An 18,117-nucleotide genomic window follows, 5' to 3' on the forward strand; every position below is an offset into this window, starting at 1 on the left:
AGGCTGGCCAGGCGCAGAGGATGGCGGCAGCGGGCGCCGTCGCGCAAGGCTCATTCAAGGCGCGGCGGGCTGCAGGCGCGGATCGGCGAAGTAGCTCTGCGCGCGCTCGCCGGTGTTGTCGCTGTCGGCGGCGAACACCACCCCGAGGATGCGTGACGGCGCGCTGCCGAAGGCGGCGATGGCATCGGCGCGCAGGTCGCGGCGCTCGCTCAGCCACTGCCCGAGCGGCGCGTCCGGACCACGCAGCACGCGCATCTCGACCTGCTCGGTGTAGGCGCTGCGGGCATGGCTGCCGGGCGCCTGGCGGTTGTCCCAGACGTAGCTGAGGGTCGCCGCCGGCAGGCTGGGGTCGTAGAAGGTGCGCGCCAGGCGCAGCTTCTGCCGGGTCAGGAACGGCAGGCTGGCCAGCGGGTAGTCGAGCAGCACATAGACCCGCGCGGCATAGTCGTCACCCTCGCGGGTGGCGAAGCGCGCCTGCTCCAGGCGCCGCTCGCTGCGCCACTGCCAGCTCAGCTGCCAGGGCCGGTCGCCGGGCAGATCGAGCGGGTGCAGCAGGCCGCCGGCCGCGGCATCGGCGTCGATGTGCAGCACCAGGCGACCGTCCCGCTCGACCAGGCTGCGGGTCGGCGCCTGCAGCTTGGGGATATCGGCGACACGCCAGGGCGGCGACCACTCGGCCGCCGGCGGTCCGGCCGTCCAGGGCGTGAGGACGTTGTCTGGCGCCGCCTGAGTGAGTGGCGCGACCAGCAGCAGAACACTTAGCAGCCGGCGCATCAGTTGCGTCTCCAGGTATGGAAACGCTCGACCCAGCGCAGCAGCGCCTGGGGCGCATGGGCGCGCTTCCACTCGCCGGCCGCGTACTTGTTGGCCTCGGCCAGGGTCGGGTAGCTGTGGATGGTGCCGAGGATCTTGTTCAGGCCGAGCTCGTGCTTCATCGCCAGCACGTACTCGGCCAACAGTTCGCCGGCCTGCTCGCCGACGATGCTGACGCCGAGGATGCGGTCCTTGCCCGGCTCGGTGAGCACCTTGACGAAGCCGTGGGCGGCCTCGTCGGCGATGGCCCGGTCGAGGTCGTCGATACCGTAGCGGGTCACCTCGTAGGCCACCCCCTGCTGCTGCGCCTCGCCCTCGGAGAGGCCGACCCGCGCCACTTCCGGCGCGGTGAAGGTGCAATAGGGGATCACCCGGTAGTCCGCCTTGAAGCGCTTGAAGGGGGCGAACAGCGCGTTGACCGCGGCGTACCAGGCCTGGTGCGCGGCGACATGGGTGAACTGGTAGGGGCCGGTGACATCGCCCACCGCATAGATATTGGGGAAGCGCGTGGCCAGGTACTCGTCGGTCTCCAGGGTGCCGTTGTCGCGCACCACCAGGCCCAGCTCCTCGACCCCGTAGCCGCTGACGTTGGCCACCCGGCCGAGGGCCAGCAGCAGGCAGTCGAAGGCGATGGTCACCTGCTCGCCGGTGTCGAGGCGGCGGGCCACCATGCGCTGCTCGCCGTCGACCAGCTCGAAGCGCTCGGCCTGGTGCTGCAGGCGCACGTCGACGCCATCGGCCTGCAGGCTGGCCAGCAGCGCCGCGCTGGCGTCGCTGTCCTCGCGTGGCAGCAGGCGTTCGGCCATCTCCACCTGGATCACCTGGCTGCCGAGGCGCTGGAAGGCCTGAGCCAGCTCGCAGCCGATCGGCCCGCCGCCCAGCACCAGCAGCCAGCGCGGCCGCTCGCGCAGGGTCCAGATGGTGTCCGAGGTGAACGCCTGCACCTGCTCCAGGCCGGGAATCCTCGGCACCAGCGGGCGCGCCCCGGCGGCGATGATCAGGTTGCGACTGCTCAGGGTCTCGCCGCCCACCTCCACCGTCCAGGGCGAGGTGATGCGCGCCTCGCCCTCGATCACCTCGACGCCCAGGCCGGTGTAGCGCTCGACCGAGTCATGCGGGGCGATGTCGCCGATGACCCGCTGCACGCGCTGCATCACCGCGGCGAAATCCACCTCGCCGCTCACCCCGCGCAGGCCCAGGGCCTCGCCCTTCTTCAACTCGTGGGCCAGCTTGGCCGAACGCAGCAGCGCCTTGGACGGCACGCAGCCGGTGTTCAGGCAGTCGCCGCCCATCTGGTGCTTCTCCACCAGGCTGACCCTGGCCTTTACCGCGGCGGCGATATAGGCGCTGACCAGGCCACCGGCGCCGGCGCCGATCACCAGCAGGTTGCGCTGGAACCGCTTGGGCTTCTTCCAGCCGGCGTAGACCCGGCGCGCCTTGATCAGCTCCAGCAGCTTGCGCGCCAGCAGCGGGAACAGGCCGAGCAGGACGAAGGCGCCGAGCAGCCCGGGCGAGAGGATGCCGCCCAGGGTCTCGAGCTGGCCCAGTTCGCGGCCGGCGTTCACGTAGACCAGGGTGCCCGGCAGCATGCCGACCTGGCTGACCCACCAGAAGGTGCGCAGCGGCAGGCGGGTCAGGCCCATGGCCAGGTTGATCAGGAAGAACGGGAAGATCGGCACCAGGCGCAGGGCGAACAGGTAGAAGGCGCCCTCGCGCTCGATGCCGGCGTCGATGCTGGCCAGGCGCCGGCCGAAGCGCCCCTGCACCCAGTCGCGCAGCACGAAGCGGCTGCTGAGCATGGCCAGGCTGGCCCCCAGGGTGGAGGCGAACGACACCAGCACGAAACCTTCCAGCAGGCCGAACAGGGCACCGGCCAGCAGGGTCATCAGCGCCGCGCCGGGCAGCGACAGGGCGGTGACCGCGACATAGCCGAGGAAGAACAGCCCGGCGGCCTGCCAGGGACTGGCCGCGACCTGGGCATTCAGCGCCGCCTGCTGGGCCTTGAGCACCTCCAGGCTGAGGTACTGGCCGAGGTCGAAGACGAAGAACGCGGCGATCAGGGCGCCGATCAGCGCCACCAGCAGCAGTTTGCGAAGGTTCATCCGATGTGGGTCTCCGGTGCACAGCCACTGTGCGAGTTGAGGGTGAAGCCGCCCAGCAGGGCCGCCGCGGGCGGCTCCAGGCCGACGCCGAGCAGCCGCGCACGATAGGACAGGGCAGCCGGGCTGCCCGCCGGCCACTGGCGGTCGAAGTCGGCGACAAAGGCATCATGGGCGTAATCCAGGGCCAGCGCCTCAATAAACAGACCATCGCGCTCGCAGCGATACAGCGCATGCGGATGCGGGCGGGTGGCGATGCGGCTGAGCAGGCCGTAACGACCGTCGGCGAAGTTCGGCAGGCCGGCGGCGCCGTTGTTGATCAGCGCGCCGTTGGCCAGGTCGAGGGCGACGGCGGCGCAGGTGTGACTGGTGGCCAGCACCTGCACGCCGCTGGCGGCGAACCAGGCATCCAGCTGCTGCCGGCGCGCCGGCGCGCTGAGTGATTCGCGCGAGCAGCCCCAGCCGGCCAGGGAGCGCTCGTCGCCATGGCTGATGGCCACCCGCCGGCCGCCGACACTGACCAGGGCACTGACCGGCCTCTCCGCCAGGCACGCGGCCATCCCCGGCAGCCCCCGCACCGTTTCGTTCAGCTCGGCCTGAATGGCGTTGGAGCGCGCCACCACGGCGTCATCCACGCTCATCGGGTAGGCGCAGCCGCAGCCGGCGCCGCTGTCGGCGCCTCGACCCAGCTCGGTCTCGACGTTGCCGCGCAGGGCCAGGTGGCCGGCCAGGCCCTGTTCCACGGCCTGGAAGATGGCCGGATCGCGGTCGAACCAGTGGGCATCACCGTTGAACACGGCGCGCGCCGCCGGCTCGGCGGCCAGCAGGCGTTGCGCGGCGGCCAGGGCCTGGCGGTTGCCATACAGGCCGCCGAGCACATAGAGCGTGTCGCAGTCGAACAGCGGCGCGCCGGCGAAGGCCTCGCGCGGCAGGCGGTAGTCCAACGGGCAGTCGCGACCGGCGCGCATCAGGCTTCAGCCCCCAGCCAATGAGCGGTAGGGTGCGCCGTGCGCACCCATTCCGCAGGCAGATGCCTGGTGCGCACGGCGTACCCCACGACGCCAAGCAGCATCAGGCAGTCCTCCGTAACCAGCCGGGCAGCAGGTAGCCCAGCACGCACAACCCCAATCCATACAGGTTGGTGCCCAGCAGCAGGGCGTACTTGCCCTCGCCGATGGCCCAGGCCTGGGGAATCCAGCCGAGGGTCAGGGCCAGGCCGAGGCCGAGGCCACACCAGAAGCTCAGGTGGAAACCCAGGCGAGTCGGCCGCACCAGGCCGTGGAGGATGAACACCGGGGCCAGGCCGATGACCATGGTGCCGCTGATGGTGGTGGCCTTGAGAATGTCGGTGCCGGCGATCATCGGCAGGTTGCCGAGCAGGGCGAACAGCACCATCACCGCCATGCCCACACCGATGGCCTTCTGCCCCAGGTCGCGGCCGGCCAGCAGCGGCAGCTCGCGCCCGGCCAGCTTGGCCAGGCTGGAGAAGGTCGAGTCCAGGGTCGAGCCGGCGGCCGAGACCATTACCACGGTCATCACCAGCAACGCGCCGATGCCCATGCTCTTGGCCAGGGCCGCCGGCACGTTGTCGCTGGCGGCCAGGCCACTCAGCTGGGCGTGTACGCCGATCAGGCTGAAGGCGAGGATGGCGAAGAAGCCCAGCACCCCGGCGACGATGAAGGAGCGGCGCATGGTCTGCTCCTCGCTGATGAAGCCGCGGTCGGTCAGCACCGGGTCGTGGAAGCCATAGCTGAAGATCTGCAGGCCGGCCACCAGCAGCAGGTCGACCCCGGCGTCCAGGGCCCAGTGGCTGGTGCTGGCCAGCTCGGCTGGCGAGTGCTGCGGCAGCACCAGGCCCAGCACCCAGACCAGGGCGACGACGAAGATCGCCGCCTGCGCCGCATCGGTGAGGATCGAGCTGCGCAGGCCGCCGCGCAGGCTGTAGGCCAGGGTCACGGCGGTGAACAGCAGGGCGGCGCCGATGAACTCGGCGCTGCCGGAGTCGCCGTAGTAGCCGCCGACCACCGCGGTGTTGCTCCACACCTCGTTGAACAGGCGGATAAGGATGGCCGCGGAGAAGGCCAGGGCCGCGCCGCGGCCATAGTGGCTGCTGAGAAAGCCGACCAGGCTGGTGGCGGCGAAGCGCCGGCGCAGGCGGTAGATGACCAGGCCGGTGAGCGGGATCGACAGCCAGTAGGTGGCGTAGGCCAGGCCGCCGACCAGGCCGTAGCTGGCCCCCAGGTTGGCGGCGTTGGTCACCGACTTGGCGAAGATCCAGCTGATGAAGATGCTCGAGGTCAACAGCCAGGGCGCCGCGCTGCGGCCCTGGCTGTCCTCGCCGTTGAAGAAGCCGCCGAGGGTCACCGCCCGGGGCGACAACGCCACCATCAGCACCCCGTAAGCCAGCAGAAAGCCCCAGAAAAACAGCCCGATCACGCCGCTTCCATCCATACGTCAGTCCTTATCAGTTGAGGGCGCCAGCAGCCCCGTAGCGTGCGCCATGCGCACCAAGCGCGAACAGCTCCGTAGGGTGCGCCGTGCGCACCAGCGTCCGCTGCATGCTCTGGTGGTGCGCACGGCGCACCCTACCGGCGCTAGTCATTGAGGGCGCCGCCGCAGCTTGAGCCCTGGCCGGCGGTGCAGGCGAAACAGTGGTCGCGGGTGACGATCGGGTTGCCATCCAGTTCGCGGCCAAGCAGGTCGCGCAGGTGGGCGCGCTCGCGTCCGATCAGCTGGCCCTGCAACTGCAGCGGCAGTTCGAGCATCTGGTTGAAGTCGCAGTCGTACAGGTAGCCCTGCCAGTCGACGCTGACCAGGCTGCGGCACATCAGCGTGTCGAGGTTCTCGGGACGGTAGCTGTCGCGCAACAGTTGCATGTAGTCGTTGAACTGGCCCTTGCTGACCAGGGTGCTGCCGAAACGGGCGATCGGCTGGTTGGTGATGCACAGCAGATGGTTGAAGACGATGCCGAAGTCTTCGCGCAGGTGGCGTTTGTAGTCGGCCTCCAGCGCCGCCTGGGGTGGCGGCAGGCGCGGACCCTGGGGGTTGTACACCAGATTGAGGAGCAGCTCGCTGCCGTCCTGGCCGTAGCCCAGGGCGTTGAGCTTCTTCAGGCCTTCGATGCTGGCGTCGAACACGCCATCGCCGCGCTGCTTGTCGACGTTGTCGCGCGAGTAGCAGGGCAAGGAGGCCGTGACCTCCACACCCTGCTCGGCGAGGAACCCGGCCAGGTCTTCGTAGCCTGGCTCGCTGAGGATGGTCAGGTTGCAGCGGTCGATCACCCGCAGGCCCTCGCGCCGGGCATGGGTGACGATCTCGCGAAAACGCGGGTGCATTTCCGGCGCCCCGCCGGTGAGGTCCAGGGTATGCACCGGGTGGGCGTCGATGACCTGGTGCAGCAGCGCCAGGCTCTCGTCGGTCATGGCCTCGGTGCGGGTCGGCCCGGCATTGACGTGGCAGTGCAGGCAACGCTGGTTGCAGCGATAGGTCAGGTTGATCTGCAGGGCTTCCAGGTGGCCACGACGGATCGCCGGGAAGGCCAGCTGGTCGAGCAGGGGGAGCATGGCGCGCACGGTTAACTCCTTGGCAAATACCGACTATAGAGGAGGCTCCGGCGCTTTTGTTACAGACCCGTCCCGGGCTGCGGGCTTTTGTTTTACAAATTCTGCACCCCTGGAGGGGCTCGTCCGACTCCGAAGACCGGGCAAAAAAAGACCCGCCTTAGCGGGTCTTCTTGCATCACCGGCCTCAGGCCAGTTCGTCGAAGCACTCCTTGATGATCGCCAGGCCCTTGTCCAGCTGGGCATCCGGCGCGGTGACCGGCACCAGCACCCGGAGCACGTTGCCGTAGGTGCCGCAGGACAGCAGGATCAGCCCCTTGTCCCGCGCCTTGGCGACGATCTGCCCGGTCAGCGCGGCATTGGGCTTGTGCAGGTCGCCGTCCTCGAACAGCTCCACGGCGATCATCGAGCCCAGGGCGCGCACGTCGCCGATGGCCTTGTGCTTGGCCTGGATCTCCTTCAGGCCGCTGACCAGGCGCTCGCCGACCGCCTTGGAGCGCTCCAGCAGCTTCTCCTCGTCGAACACCTGCATCACCGCCAGGGCCGCGGCGCAGGCGATCGGGCTGCCGGCATAGGTGCCGCCCAGGCCACCCGGGGCGATGGCGTCCATGTACTCGGCCTTGCCGCACACGCCGGCCAGGGGGAAGCCGCCGGCGATGGACTTGGCGAAGGTGGTCAGGTCGGCGGCCACGCCCATCTGCTCCATGGCGAAGAAGGTGCCGGTGCGCCCGGCTCCGGTCTGCACCTCGTCGGCGATCAGCAAGATGCCGTGCTGGTCGCACAGCGCACGCAGGCGCTGCATGAAGTCCTTGGGCGCGACGTAGAAGCCGCCCTCGCCCTGCACCGGCTCGACGATGATCGCGGCGATGTCGCGGGGTTCGGCGTCGTTCTTGAAGATGCGCTCGATGCTGGCCATGGCGTCGTCGCTGCTGACCCCATGCAGCGCACAGGGGTACTGGGCGCGATACACGCCGCCGGGCATCAGGCCCATGCCGGCCGAATAGGGCGCGACCTTGCCGGTCAGGCTCAGGGTCATCATGGTGCGGCCGTGGTAGCCGCCGGTGAAGGCGATCACCCCGGCGCGGCCGGTAGCGGCGCGGGCGATCTTCACCGCGTTCTCCACCGCCTCGGAGCCGGTGGTGACCAGCAGGGTCTTCTTGGCGAAGTCGCCCGGCACGCGCGCGGCGACCTGCTCGCAGACCTCGACATAGGGTTCGTAGGCCAGCACCTGGAAGCAGGTGTGGCTGAGCTTGGTCAGCTGCTCCTGCACCGCGGCGATGATCTTGGGGTGCAGGTGGCCGGTGTTGAGCACGGCGATGCCGCCGGCGAAGTCGATGAACTCGCGGCCCTCGACGTCGGTGACCGTGGCGTTCTCCGCGCGGTCGGCGAAGATCGGGTGGATCTGCCCCACGCCACGCGGAACGGCGGCGGTGCGGCGCTGCATCAGGGATTCATTGGTCTTGCTCATGACTTCCTCGGGGTAGGGTGCGCAAGGCGCACCGGAAAGTTATGCGTAGGGTGCGCCGTGCGCACCGAAAATTTAGCCAAGGTGCGCGCGGCGCACCCTACGAAAGGACGATCAGATACCCAGGCACAGGTATTTGATTTCCAGGTAATCCTCGATGCCGTACTTAGAGCCCTCGCGGCCCAGGCCGGAGGCCTTGACCCCACCGAACGGCGCCACCTCGTTGGAGATCAGCCCGGTGTTGATGCCGACCATGCCGTACTCCAGGGCCTCGGCCACGCGGAACACCCGGCCCAGGTCGCGTGCATAGAAGTAGGAGGCCAGGCCGAACTCGGTGTCGTTGGACATGGCGATCACCTCGGCCTCGTCCTTGAAGCGGAACAGCGGCGCCAGCGGACCGAAGGTCTCCTCCCTGGCCACCGCGGCGTCGCGCGGCACGTCGGTGAGGATGGTCGGCTCGAAGAAGCTGCCGCCCAGGCTGTGCGGCTTGCCGCCGGTGAGCAGCTTGGCGCCCTTGCCCACGGCGTCGGCAATGTGTTCCTGGACCTTGGCCACGGCCTTGTCGTCGATCAGCGGGCCGGTGGTGACGCCCTCCTCCAGGCCGTTGCCGATCTGCAGCTTGGCCACCGCGGCGGCCAGCTTTTCGGCAAAGGCATCGTAGACCGCATCCTGCACGTAGATACGGTTGGCGCAGACGCAGGTCTGGCCGTTGTTGCGGTACTTGGAGATCAGCGCGCCTTCCACCGCCTTGTCCAGGTCGGCGTCGTCGAACACGATAAAGGGCGCGTTGCCGCCCAGCTCCAGCGACACCTTCTTGATGTCCTGGGCACACTCGGCCATCAGCTGGCGGCCGATCTCGGTGGAGCCGGTAAAGCTCAGCTTGCGCACGATCGGGTTGCTGGTCAGCTCGCCGCCGACTTCGCCGGCGCTGCCGGTGACCACGCTGAGCACGCCCTTGGGAATGCCGGCGCGCTCGGCCAGGGCCACCAGGGCCAGGGCGGAGAAGGGGGTCTGCGAGGCCGGCTTGATCACCATGGTGCAGCCGGCGGCCAGGGCCGGGCCGGCCTTGCGGGTGATCATCGCCGCCGGGAAGTTCCACGGGGTGATGGCGGCGGTAACGCCGATCGGCTGCTTGAGCACGATCAGGCGCTTGTCCGACTGGTGGCCGGGAATCACGTCGCCGTAGACGCGCTTGGCTTCCTCGGCGAACCACTCGATAAAGGAGGCGGCATAGGCGATCTCGCCCTTGGCCTCGGCCAGCGGCTTGCCCTGCTCCAGGGTCATCAGGCGGCCGAGGTCGTCCTGGTTCTCCATCAGCAGCTCGAACCAGCGACGCAGCTTGGTCGCCCGCTCCTTGGCGGTCAGCGCACGCCAGGCCGGCAGCGCACGGTCGGCGGCCTCGATGGCGCGGCGGGTCTCGGCGGCGCCCATCTTCGGCACGCTGCCGAGGATCTCGCCGGTGGCGGGATTGTTGACCTTGATGGTCTGGCCGCTGTCCGCGTCGAGCCATTGGCCATCGATATAGGCCTGCTGACGGAACAGCTGGGTGTCTTTCAGTTGCATGGCAGTCTCCTTCAAGTCCCGACACCCAGGCGTCGGACGGTCGTTACTGGAGTCACGGGGCGGTGCCCGTCGAAAAGTCTAGCCCTCGCGATGGCGCGAGCTGGCGGCCCTGACGGGCCCATGCAGAGTTCGAACGGCTGGCGGCGCACAGAGTTCCGCACAGTTTCAATCTCTGCGTTTGAAATCTCAAACGAATCCTAGGGTCGGCTGGGGTAAAGGGCAATAGGCTGTTCGAAAAAATTAACGACGCATAGCGCCAGCTGGCAAGTACCGGTCGGTCCAGGGCAGGCTCGGGGCACTCGTGCAGAATCGCGAACATCGCGCCAGCATGGACGCCTGCCGGCTAGATGCGTATGATTGCGCCCGCATTGCATCCGTAGCTCAGCTGGATAGAGTACTGCCCTCCGAAGGCAGGGGTCGTGGGTTCGAATCCCGCCGGGTGCGCCATCTCAAACAAAAAGGCCCAGGTGAAAACCTGGGCCTTTTTGTTTTTCGTCTTCAGGACGCGCCAGCACGCTGCTGGCGGACGACTCCAGCGCCTCAGACCGGCTCACGCCTCGACCCGCCAACGGTTGGGTAGGCCAGCCAGGCCATGCCGAGCAGTATCAGAACGGCGCCGCCACAGGCCATGCCGGAGGGGGCCTCCTGGAACCATATGGCCTGCAGCAGCAGGGCAAACAGGCTGGCCATGTAGCTGTAGGCGATTACCGTGGCAGGCGGCAGGTGGTAGATGGCGCGGTGCAGCAGCCAGAAGGTCACCAGGGTGGCGCTGACGGCCAGATAGACCACCCAGCCGAGGTCAGCCGCCGTCATCCATTGCAGGCTCTGCCAGCGCTGTCCCGGCAGGCTCAGCAACGCCAGCAGCACGCCGCCGGCGAGCATGTTGCCGCAGGCCAGCGAGGCGGCGCTGCGCTGCGCGCCCAGCCAGGGTTTGCAGCGCAGGGTCAGCGGCGCGTAGAGCGCCAGCGCCAGGCAGCCGATCCCGTACAGTCCGTAGGCGTAGGCATCGAACCGGGCTTGGTCGAGGGCCAGCAGCGCCAGAGCGCCGCAGGCGGCGGTCAGGTTCGGCCAGAGTCGTTGCAGCACCGGCGTGCCCAGCAGCAGGCGTTCGCACCCGAGCGTGAGCAACGGTATGGTGACGAACAGCATGGCGATGTCCAACGCCCCGGTATGCTTGAGCGCTTCGAACATGCTGGCGAAATGTATCGCCAGCAGTCCGCCGAGCAACGTGTGAGCGGCCACGGCCGGCCGGCCTATCGCACTGCGTCGCCGCCACAGCAGGGGCAGGAACAGCAGGCCGGACAGCAGCAGGCGCAGGGCGATCAGTGGCAGCGCATCCAGGGTCGGGCCAAGTTCGGCGACGGCGAAGAATGACAGCGCCACCAGCAACGCCCAGAGCAGCATGCACAGATGGGCATTCAGCACGGCCTGCGCTCCCGGCAGATCGTCGTACGGGTCAGAACCGGGCCAAGCGGCCCGCTGACGGTGTGTCCTTGTTTCATATGCAGATCCTGTCGGTAACTGATTCCAGTCAGTAAGCGTGAGTGCCACCCGAAAAGCGCTGGGCAGGCGGAAGCCGATCACGGCGCAAAGGCGCAGCAATACCTTCGTTGTAAGTTGGCGCGGGGCTTCAGGCTCGCCAGGCGAAGTTGTCGCGAGCCAACGACTCAAGTCAGCGCGGCGCTATCGGCCACCAGGGACTTCAGCACCAGCGCCTGGAAGTGCTCTATCAGCCACTCGATTGAGGACGCCCCCTCGGCGGGGGGACAATCTGGCGCCCCCTCGAGCATGGCGATCAGCGCATGTACCACGGCGACCACATTGCCAATGGCGAACAGCCTCCGGCGCATGCCCTCGCGGATCATCTCGCCGAGCAAGTCGTGGTAACGGCGGCGCACTCCCTGGATATGGCGCTGCTGAGCAGAACTCAGGCTACGAAACTCGAACCGGGTCAGGGCCGCGCCCAAGTGGTTGGCTAGCAGGAAGCGGATGTAGGCGTCAATGTAGCTGCGCACCGCTTGCCGTGGATCATGGCCGTGGCACTGCTGCTTGCGCAGCACGTACAGCAGCGCCTCCTCGTAGTCCTCGATCAGCTCGTAAAGCAGGCCTTGCTTGCTGTCGAAATGGTTGTAGAGCGAGCCGGCCTGCACGCCGATCGCGCTGGCCAGCCTGCGTACGCTGACGCCGTTGAAGCCCTGCGTCACGAACAGCTCAAGCGCGACCACGCGCACCTGGTCACTGGCCGGCGCCAGCGAAGAAGCCGGCGCGCAGCTGGCGCGGGCGGACGAGACTCGAACGGACTGTTGCATTGGCTTTTACTCAGCAGGCTAATGCCGACCAGTCGGACTGGCCGGCGACACGACAGACAACGATCTTTTTCGCGACACATCAGAGCGCTTTCGCGGACAGCGCGCCGGTGCAGTCATCGCCCCATGGTGTTCGACCCTGAGCGCTCAGGACCGACATCGATGCCTACCTGGCCTCGCCCGGCTCCGCAGGCACCTGCTCGACATACCAATCGGCGATCTGCGTCCCGGTCATGAAGCAGACCCTGGGGGAGCTTTGCAGCAGGTCGAGCATCCGCTCGAAATAGGCGAAGCGGTGGGGCACGCCCATCAGGTGCGGATGCAGCCCCAATGCCAGCACCCGCGGCTGCGCTTGCGCTTCGCGCTCGAACAACGCGAGGGTCGTGGCGAGGCGCTCGAAGAACTCCGCCGAGGCGTGCTTTTCCACCGCGTAGATGACCGAATCATTCAGCTCCAGGTTGTAAGGCACCGAGAGCAGCGGGCCCTGGCGCGTCGACATCCAGTTGGGCAGATCGTCCAGCACCCAGTCGAAGACGTGATCGATCCCGGCCTGTTTCAACAACTCCGGCGTCTCGCTGGTCTCGCGCAACCCCGGACTCAACCAGCCCCGCGGGCGGGTTCCGGTAAACGCCTGGATCTTGTCCAGCGCCCCGGCGATGACCTGCGCCTCGTTCTGCTCGTCCTGCATCCCGCGCTGGTGCATGCCATGGCCGATGAACTCCCAGCCGGCGTCGAGCAGGGCCTCCGCTGCCTGCGGATAGGCGTCGATGACACTGGCGTTGAAGCTGGTCGAGGCCGGGATCCCACGGCTGCGCAGGGCCTCGATCATCCGTGGCAGGCCGCAGCGCATGCCATATTCGACCCAGGAGAAATTCGGAATATCGGGCACCGACTGGCGCCCGTGGGGCGGGGTGAGCAGGGTCCGCGGCATGGCCTGGTCGAAGCACCAATGCTCAACGTTGACCACGACATGGACCATGATGGAACCCGAGGCCGGGGCGCGCAGCGCTGGCCGCTCGGCAGGCATTGCATAGGGAATTCTTGGATTTGCCACGAACTTAGCTCTCTAGAATGCGAGACGGTGAGGGTCTCGGTTAACGGCAAGGGCGCGCTCAGCGCCCTTCGAATCTTGGCTCGCGGCGTTCGGCAAAGGCCCGCCGCCCTTCAGCGTAGTCCTCGCTGCGAAAGCACTGCTCCACCTGCCGGGCAACGGCCTGCGCGACAGCCGCCGGCACCTCGATATGCGCCGCACTGCGAATCGCCAGTTTCGCCGCGCGCAGCGACAAGGGCGCATTGGCCGCGACCCGGCCGATCAGCGCCTCGACCGCGTCATCGAAGGTCTCGGTGCCCAACACCCGATGCACCAGACCGCGCTGGGCGGCCTCTGCGCCGCTGTACTCGCTGGCAGAGAAGAACAGCTCGGTCGCCTGCGCCGCACCGAGAATGCTCACCGCGCGCTGCATGCCACGCAGGGCATAGCCGAGTCCCAGTCGCGCCGCCGGCATGCGGAACCGCGCGCTTGCCGCCGCGTAACGCAGGTCGCACGACAGCGCCAGGCCGATACCGCCGCCGAAGCAGTAGCCCTCGATCACCGCGACGACCGGGTGCACGCAGTCCTGCAGGGCGCTCTGCGCGCGATCGACGGCCTCGTCGTAGGCCTTCACCGCCTCGTCGCTGGAGCGCAGCGTGGCGAATTCGCGGATGTCCGCGCCGGAGACGAAGGCCCTGCCGCCCTCGCCGCGCAGGACGATCAGGTTGATATCGCCGCGCCCGTTCAGCTCGCTGACGATATCGCCCAGCTGGCGCCACATCGCCAAGGACATGGCGTTGTGGCGCTGCGGGTTGCAGATGGCAATGCGTGCAATCCTGCCGTCGAGGTTCAGTTTGATCGTGCCCGCTTCCATCTACACCACCCCCTGCTCGCGCAGTTCGAGCTGGCGCTCACGGCCGTAGCCGAGGGCGCTGAGAATCTCGTCGGTGTGTTCACCCCAGCCCGGCGCCGCCGAGGCGATGGCGCTTTCCGTACGCGCCAGACGCACCGGCTGGGTCACCACCCGGCGCGCCATCCCGGTTTCCGCGATCACCTCTTGCACCACACCCAGGTGCTGCACCTGCGGGTCCTCGAACATCTCGGGCACCGAATACACCGGGCCGGTCGGCACGCCCGCCTGGTTGAGCAGGTCGACCCAATAGGCCACCGAGTGACTGGAGAAGACCTTCTGCAACTGGGCATTGAGCTTGGCGCGGTTCTTCACCCGCAGCTTTTCATCGGCGTAGTCCGGGTCCTCCAGCCAGCCCGGCTGGCACAGCGCGGCGCACAGCCGTTGCCAGCTGCCTTCCCCCGAGGCGCCGAGGTTGAACGAACCATCCGAGGCCTCGAACAGGCCCATCGGGCTGCTGGTCGGGTGATCGTTGCCGGCCTGCCGGGGAATGTCGCCTTCGTTCAGGAAGCGGGCGGCCTGGAAGTCCATCATGGCGATCATGGTGTGCAGCAGCGAGGTGTGGACCCACTGCCCCTCCCCGGAGACCTCCCGCTCGAGCAGCGCGATGAAGATGCCCAGCGCCGAGTAGAGGCCCGCGGCGGAATCGGCCACGGCCAGGCCGGCGCGAACCGGCCCCTGCTCGGGAAATCCGGTCACCGACATCAGCCCGCCCATGCCCTGGACGATCTGGTCGAAGCCCGGCCGGCGCGCATAGGGACCGCTCTGGCCGAAGCCGGAAATGCTCGCCAGGATGATCCGCGGGTTGATCGCACGCAGCGACTCGTAGTCGACGCCGAGGCGGGCCTTCACATCCGGGCGCCAGTTCTCCACCACCACATCCGCGTCCTTCACCAGGCTGCGGAAAATCTCCAGGCCTTCCGGCTTCTTCAGGTTCAGGGTCAGCGAACGCTTGTTGCGATTGAGATTCTGGAAGTCGCCGCCGAGCCGATCGGCGGCAAACATGCCTTCGTTCGGGTCGACCCCCTTGGGCGGCTCGATACGGATCACATCGGCGCCGAAGTCCGCCAGCATGCGCACGCAGGTCGGGCCTGCCCTGACTCGCGAAAGATCGAGAACACGAAACCGGGCGAGGGCGTTGGAAGCACTGATCTTGGCCATGATTACCTCTTGGTACTTATCCGAGTGGAACTGCCGTCCGGGGTCAGGGGCAGGGGGGCGAAGCCCTCTGCGCCGAACAGGTCGCGCTCGACCCGGTAGGCAAACGAAAGCAGGGTTGTCTCGCTGAAGGGGCGACCAATTGCCTGCACAGAAACCGGCCGGCCGAGTGCATCGGTGCCGACGGGAAAGACGACGGAGGGGAAGCCGAGGTAGTTGACGAAGGGCATCAAGCGGTACAAAGAGCCCAGGGCACGACCGTTGAAGCGTGGCGACCGGGTATGCACCTCATCCCAGTTGGGCACCCCCTCTGGCAGCGCCGGCATCAGCAGGATGTCGGCCGCCTCGAAATACTCGGCCACCAGGCGCTTGGCCCACTGCGCGCGGCGCGCCAGCGCTTCGGCGTACCAGACCGCCGGCAGGGCGATGCCGGGCAACGCCACCGCACGCACCATGGGGCCGAGCGCCGTTGGCGACTGCCGCAGCCGTGGCAGGTGCACCTGGGCGGCCTCGACATGCAGCAGCGTCTCGGCGTAGCCGGTCAGTTCCTTGAGCCAGGGCGCGGCGCGCGGGGTGATCTGCCACGCACGGGGTAAATTCCGTGTGAAGTCGAGGAGTACCGCCAGCACGTCCTCGCGCACCGGCGCGGCGTCGAAGCAGTAGCGCAGGCGCGGCGCAGGGCTGGCGAGCAATGCCGTCTCCAGCTGCTGCGGACTCTCCAGCGCCGCCCGTAGCGTGCGCAGCCCGCGCGTCGCGGTGACGGCCAACAGGTGCGCGGCATCGGCGGCCGAGCGGGCAATCACCCCGACCGTGTCCAGGCTGGGCGCCAGGGGAAACACGCCGCTGCTCGGGATCAGGCCGCGAGTGGGTTTGAGCCCCAGTACCCCGCAGGTCGCGGCGGGAATCCGCACCGAGCCGGCCGTATCCGTCCCCAGCGAGGCGTAGCAGAGCCCGGCCGCCACGGCCACCGCAGAGCCGCTGGACGAACCGCCGACCACGGCCGCCGCGTCGAGCGGGTTGACCGGCTCATCGCCCTGCTCGCTCTGCCCGGTGGCGCCGCAGGCATACTCGGCCATGCACAGCGAGGCCAACTCGCTGGCGCCGGCGGCATCCAGCCGGGTCAAGGCCGGGGCGCTCAAGGCACGCCGGCTCACCGGCGGCGGTAGCCGATGGCCACAGCTGGCCGGCCGGTCGAGGCGGTGGAAGATGTCCTTGTGCGCCAGGCCGACGCCGTCCAGCGGACGGCGGACGGCCGCAGACTGCCTCGGGCGAGATGATTCGGCGCCGGGCAACTCATGGATGGCCGTGACGCAGCGATACTTCGAGGCGTTCGCGCGCAGGTGCGCCACCTGCGCGTCGAGGGCCTCTTGCACGCTGAGCCGTCCGGCGGCGAGGGCCTTGCGCAGACCACTCAGGGTCGCCGGCAATAGCGCGCTCATGAGCGCCCCTGCGGCGAACCGGCAACGCCGCCCAAGCGCCCGCCCGAATCCTCCTCGGCGCCCGGGAACACCCGCGCCAGCCTGGCGCTGACCTTGCTCACCATCACCAGTTCCTCACTGGACAGCGGCACATTCAAGGTGGCGAATGCAGCTTCGAGGGAGTAGCCCGGAGCACGTGCCACGGGCGCCCGCAACGCCGCCGGCGCGGTGATTCCGGTGGCCTCCTGAATCAGTTCGAGGCCAACCCTCACCTCCCGTGACAGGCTGCTGGCATGCTTGCCGATCAGCGCCAGCAGCTCTTCGGACAACGGCACGTCCAGTGCCACGGGCGACGGCTCGCCGGCGGGAAGCGCCGGGGACTGTACAGCCACTGGGAGAACAGGTGCGACGGCTTTCATTTTTCCCTCCGGACGAAGGCCAGGACCAGCAAGGTGGCGATCACCTGAAGCGTTGCCACCACGTACAGGCCGGCCGAAAAGCTGCCGGTGGCGGTCTTCAGGGACCCCATGAGATAGGGCGCGGCGAACCCGGCCAGGTTGCCGACGGAGTTCACCAGGGCGATCCCGCCGGCGGCGGCGGTGCCGGTCAGGAACGCGGCCGGCAGCGACCAGAACACCGGAAACGCCGCGAGAATGCCGATGGCCGAGAGCGACAGGGCGCAGAGCGCGATCAGCGGGCTGCCGAGGAACAGGCCGGTGAGCGCTAGTCCCGCACCGGCGAGCAGGGTCGCGAACGCGCAGTGCAGGCGGCGCTCACCGCTCCGGTCGGAGTGGAAACCGCTCCAGAGCATGGCGCCGGTACCGAGGATGAAGGGGATCGACGACAGCAGGCCGATCTGCAACTTACTGTCGACCCCGAACTCCTTGATGATCGACGGCGACCAGAACGCGATGGTGGCGTTGCCGCTGACGATGCAGAAGTAGATGGCGGCGCACAGCCACACCCGTGGGTTGGTGAAGGCCGCTCGTAGCGACGCATGCTTGTGCCCCGCCTGATTTTCCTGCTCGAGGGCGGCGGCCACCGCGCGCTTCTGCGCCGCGCTCAGCCATGTGGCGTTCGCCGGCTTCTCCGGCAGATAGAACAGCGCGGCGATGCCGGCAAGCACCGAGGGCACGCCCTCGATCAGGAACAGCCACTGCCAGCTGGCGTAGGGCCCCACGCCCTCCATGCCGCTCATGATCAGTCCGGCCAGCGGGCCGCCGATCACCCCGGCCACGGCGAAGGAGGTCATGAACAGGCCATTGATCGAGGCCCGCCGGCGCGCCGGGAACCAGTAGGTGAGGTAGAGGATCACGCCGGGGAAGAAGCCGGCCTCGAACACGCCCAACAGGAAGCGCGCCAGGTAGAACTGCCCAGGCGTGGTCACAAACATCATGGCCATGGAGGTCAGCCCCCAGAGGATCGCGATGCGGGCCAGGGTCCGGCGCGCCCCGATCTTCTCCAGGAGCAGGTTGCTGGGCACCTCGAAGAGGAAATAACCAATGAAGAAGATGCCCGCGCCGAGACCGTAGACGGCTTCGCTGAACTGCAGGTCGTCGAGCATCTGTAGCTTGGCGAAGCCGACGTTCACCCGGTCGATCCAGGCCAGGAGAAACAGCAGCCCCAGGAATGGAACGAGCCGCAGCGCGATCTTGCGATAGGTCGCCTCCATCGAAACGGCGGGTTCACCGGCGCTCGAGGACGGGCCTGAGCCCGTGGTAGTCGCCATGGTCATGGCTGCCTCCTGTGGCGGGATGCATCGGAACATGAACCCGGGACTGCGCCCGACGGCCAT

Annotated in this window: 15 protein-coding genes and 1 tRNA gene; 1 reads left to right on the plus strand and 15 read right to left on the minus strand. The window is 68.2% G+C overall.

Annotated features, from left to right (window positions below):
• Positions 1-54: 54 nt before the first annotated feature.
• From LPB260_RS19405 to gabD, 7 genes are all read right to left on the minus strand, one after another.
• The gene (locus LPB260_RS19405) at positions 55-774 is read right to left on the minus strand and encodes a DUF3047 domain-containing protein (protein ID WP_208707434.1); all 720 of its coding nucleotides are present in this window, start codon (positions 772-774) and stop codon (positions 55-57) included.
• Positions 774-2,915, minus strand: a complete 2,142-nt coding sequence (locus LPB260_RS19410) for an FAD-dependent oxidoreductase (RefSeq protein ID WP_208707435.1) — start codon at positions 2,913-2,915, stop codon at positions 774-776. The genes LPB260_RS19405 and LPB260_RS19410 overlap by 1 nt, the downstream gene beginning before the upstream one ends.
• Complete coding sequence (locus LPB260_RS19415; RefSeq protein WP_208707436.1) at positions 2,912-3,880, minus strand: hypothetical protein; 969 nt, start codon at positions 3,878-3,880, stop codon at positions 2,912-2,914. Before LPB260_RS19415 ends, LPB260_RS19410 begins: the two co-directional genes overlap by 4 nt.
• Positions 3,881-3,983: 103 nt before the next feature.
• A complete protein-coding gene (locus LPB260_RS19420; RefSeq protein ID WP_208707437.1) occupies positions 3,984-5,363 on the minus strand; it encodes a sodium:solute symporter in 1,380 nt (459 codons plus the stop codon).
• Between the two features lie 143 nt (positions 5,364-5,506).
• On the minus strand, positions 5,507-6,475 hold the full coding sequence (gene arsS / locus LPB260_RS19425) for an arsenosugar biosynthesis radical SAM (seleno)protein ArsS (protein WP_218281537.1): 969 nt from the start codon (positions 6,473-6,475) through the stop codon (positions 5,507-5,509).
• A 184-nt stretch (positions 6,476-6,659) separates the two neighbouring features.
• Positions 6,660-7,940, minus strand: coding sequence for a 4-aminobutyrate--2-oxoglutarate transaminase (gabT, locus tag LPB260_RS19430; protein WP_208707439.1), 1,281 nt, complete (start codon positions 7,938-7,940; stop codon positions 6,660-6,662).
• 111 nt (positions 7,941-8,051) lie between these two features.
• Positions 8,052-9,500, minus strand: a complete 1,449-nt coding sequence (gene gabD / locus LPB260_RS19435; RefSeq protein WP_208707440.1) for an NADP-dependent succinate-semialdehyde dehydrogenase — start codon at positions 9,498-9,500, stop codon at positions 8,052-8,054.
• A gap of 370 nt (positions 9,501-9,870) precedes the next feature.
• On the opposite strand from gabD, the gene LPB260_RS19440 reads away from it, so the two are divergent.
• Positions 9,871-9,947 (plus strand) — tRNA-Arg (locus LPB260_RS19440).
• 93 nt (positions 9,948-10,040) lie between these two features.
• Here LPB260_RS19440 and LPB260_RS19445 read toward each other — a convergent pair.
• The 8 genes from LPB260_RS19445 to LPB260_RS19480 form a co-directional block, all read right to left on the minus strand.
• Positions 10,041-10,925 (minus strand): DMT family transporter, encoded by an 885-nt coding sequence (locus tag LPB260_RS19445; RefSeq protein ID WP_208707441.1) that lies wholly within the window; start codon positions 10,923-10,925, stop codon positions 10,041-10,043.
• A 242-nt stretch (positions 10,926-11,167) separates the two neighbouring features.
• Positions 11,168-11,809 (minus strand): TetR/AcrR family transcriptional regulator, encoded by a 642-nt coding sequence (locus LPB260_RS19450; RefSeq protein WP_208707442.1) that lies wholly within the window; start codon positions 11,807-11,809, stop codon positions 11,168-11,170.
• A 163-nt stretch (positions 11,810-11,972) separates the two neighbouring features.
• Positions 11,973-12,860, minus strand: a complete 888-nt coding sequence (locus LPB260_RS19455; protein ID WP_208707443.1) for a polysaccharide deacetylase family protein — start codon at positions 12,858-12,860, stop codon at positions 11,973-11,975.
• Positions 12,861-12,918: 58 nt separating this feature from the next.
• On the minus strand, positions 12,919-13,710 hold the full coding sequence (locus LPB260_RS19460) for an enoyl-CoA hydratase (protein WP_208707444.1): 792 nt from the start codon (positions 13,708-13,710) through the stop codon (positions 12,919-12,921).
• The gene (locus LPB260_RS19465; protein WP_208707445.1) at positions 13,711-14,907 is read right to left on the minus strand and encodes a CaiB/BaiF CoA-transferase family protein; all 1,197 of its coding nucleotides are present in this window, start codon (positions 14,905-14,907) and stop codon (positions 13,711-13,713) included.
• 2 nt (positions 14,908-14,909) lie between these two features.
• On the minus strand, positions 14,910-16,343 hold the full coding sequence (locus tag LPB260_RS19470; protein ID WP_208707446.1) for an amidase: 1,434 nt from the start codon (positions 16,341-16,343) through the stop codon (positions 14,910-14,912).
• Entirely contained in the window at positions 16,340-16,741 is a 402-nt protein-coding gene (locus LPB260_RS19475; protein ID WP_208707447.1) for a hypothetical protein, read from the minus strand. Before LPB260_RS19475 ends, LPB260_RS19470 begins: the two co-directional genes overlap by 4 nt.
• Positions 16,738-17,994: an MFS transporter gene (locus tag LPB260_RS19480; protein ID WP_208710044.1), complete on the minus strand. Its 1,257-nt coding sequence runs from the start codon at positions 17,992-17,994 to the stop codon at positions 16,738-16,740. Before LPB260_RS19480 ends, LPB260_RS19475 begins: the two co-directional genes overlap by 4 nt.
• Positions 17,995-18,117: the final 123 nt, after the last annotated feature.

Source organism: Pseudomonas sp. LPB0260 (assembly GCF_013388395.1).

What these genes read in the sequence shown, in the direction of transcription:
- gabT (WP_208707439.1), bottom strand. Translation starts at nt 7,940, where the DNA reads ATGAGCAAGACCAATGAATCCCTGATGCAGCGCCGCACCGCCGCCGTT.
- LPB260_RS19420 (WP_208707437.1), bottom strand. Translation starts at nt 5,363, where the DNA reads ATGGATGGAAGCGGCGTGATCGGGCTGTTTTTCTGGGGCTTTCTGCTG.
- gabD (WP_208707440.1), bottom strand. Translation starts at nt 9,500, where the DNA reads ATGCAACTGAAAGACACCCAGCTGTTCCGTCAGCAGGCCTATATCGAT.
- LPB260_RS19460 (WP_208707444.1), bottom strand. Translation starts at nt 13,710, where the DNA reads ATGGAAGCGGGCACGATCAAACTGAACCTCGACGGCAGGATTGCACGC.
- LPB260_RS19410 (WP_208707435.1), bottom strand. Translation starts at nt 2,915, where the DNA reads ATGAACCTTCGCAAACTGCTGCTGGTGGCGCTGATCGGCGCCCTGATC.
- LPB260_RS19470 (WP_208707446.1), bottom strand. Translation starts at nt 16,343, where the DNA reads ATGAGCGCGCTATTGCCGGCGACCCTGAGTGGTCTGCGCAAGGCCCTC.
- LPB260_RS19405 (WP_208707434.1), bottom strand. Translation starts at nt 774, where the DNA reads ATGCGCCGGCTGCTAAGTGTTCTGCTGCTGGTCGCGCCACTCACTCAG.
- LPB260_RS19450 (WP_208707442.1), bottom strand. Translation starts at nt 11,809, where the DNA reads ATGCAACAGTCCGTTCGAGTCTCGTCCGCCCGCGCCAGCTGCGCGCCG.
- LPB260_RS19480 (WP_208710044.1), bottom strand. Translation starts at nt 17,994, where the DNA reads ATGGAGGCGACCTATCGCAAGATCGCGCTGCGGCTCGTTCCATTCCTG.
- LPB260_RS19415 (WP_208707436.1), bottom strand. Translation starts at nt 3,880, where the DNA reads ATGCGCGCCGGTCGCGACTGCCCGTTGGACTACCGCCTGCCGCGCGAG.
- LPB260_RS19475 (WP_208707447.1), bottom strand. Translation starts at nt 16,741, where the DNA reads ATGAAAGCCGTCGCACCTGTTCTCCCAGTGGCTGTACAGTCCCCGGCG.
- arsS (WP_218281537.1), bottom strand. Translation starts at nt 6,475, where the DNA reads ATGCTCCCCCTGCTCGACCAGCTGGCCTTCCCGGCGATCCGTCGTGGC.
- LPB260_RS19465 (WP_208707445.1), bottom strand. Translation starts at nt 14,907, where the DNA reads ATGGCCAAGATCAGTGCTTCCAACGCCCTCGCCCGGTTTCGTGTTCTC.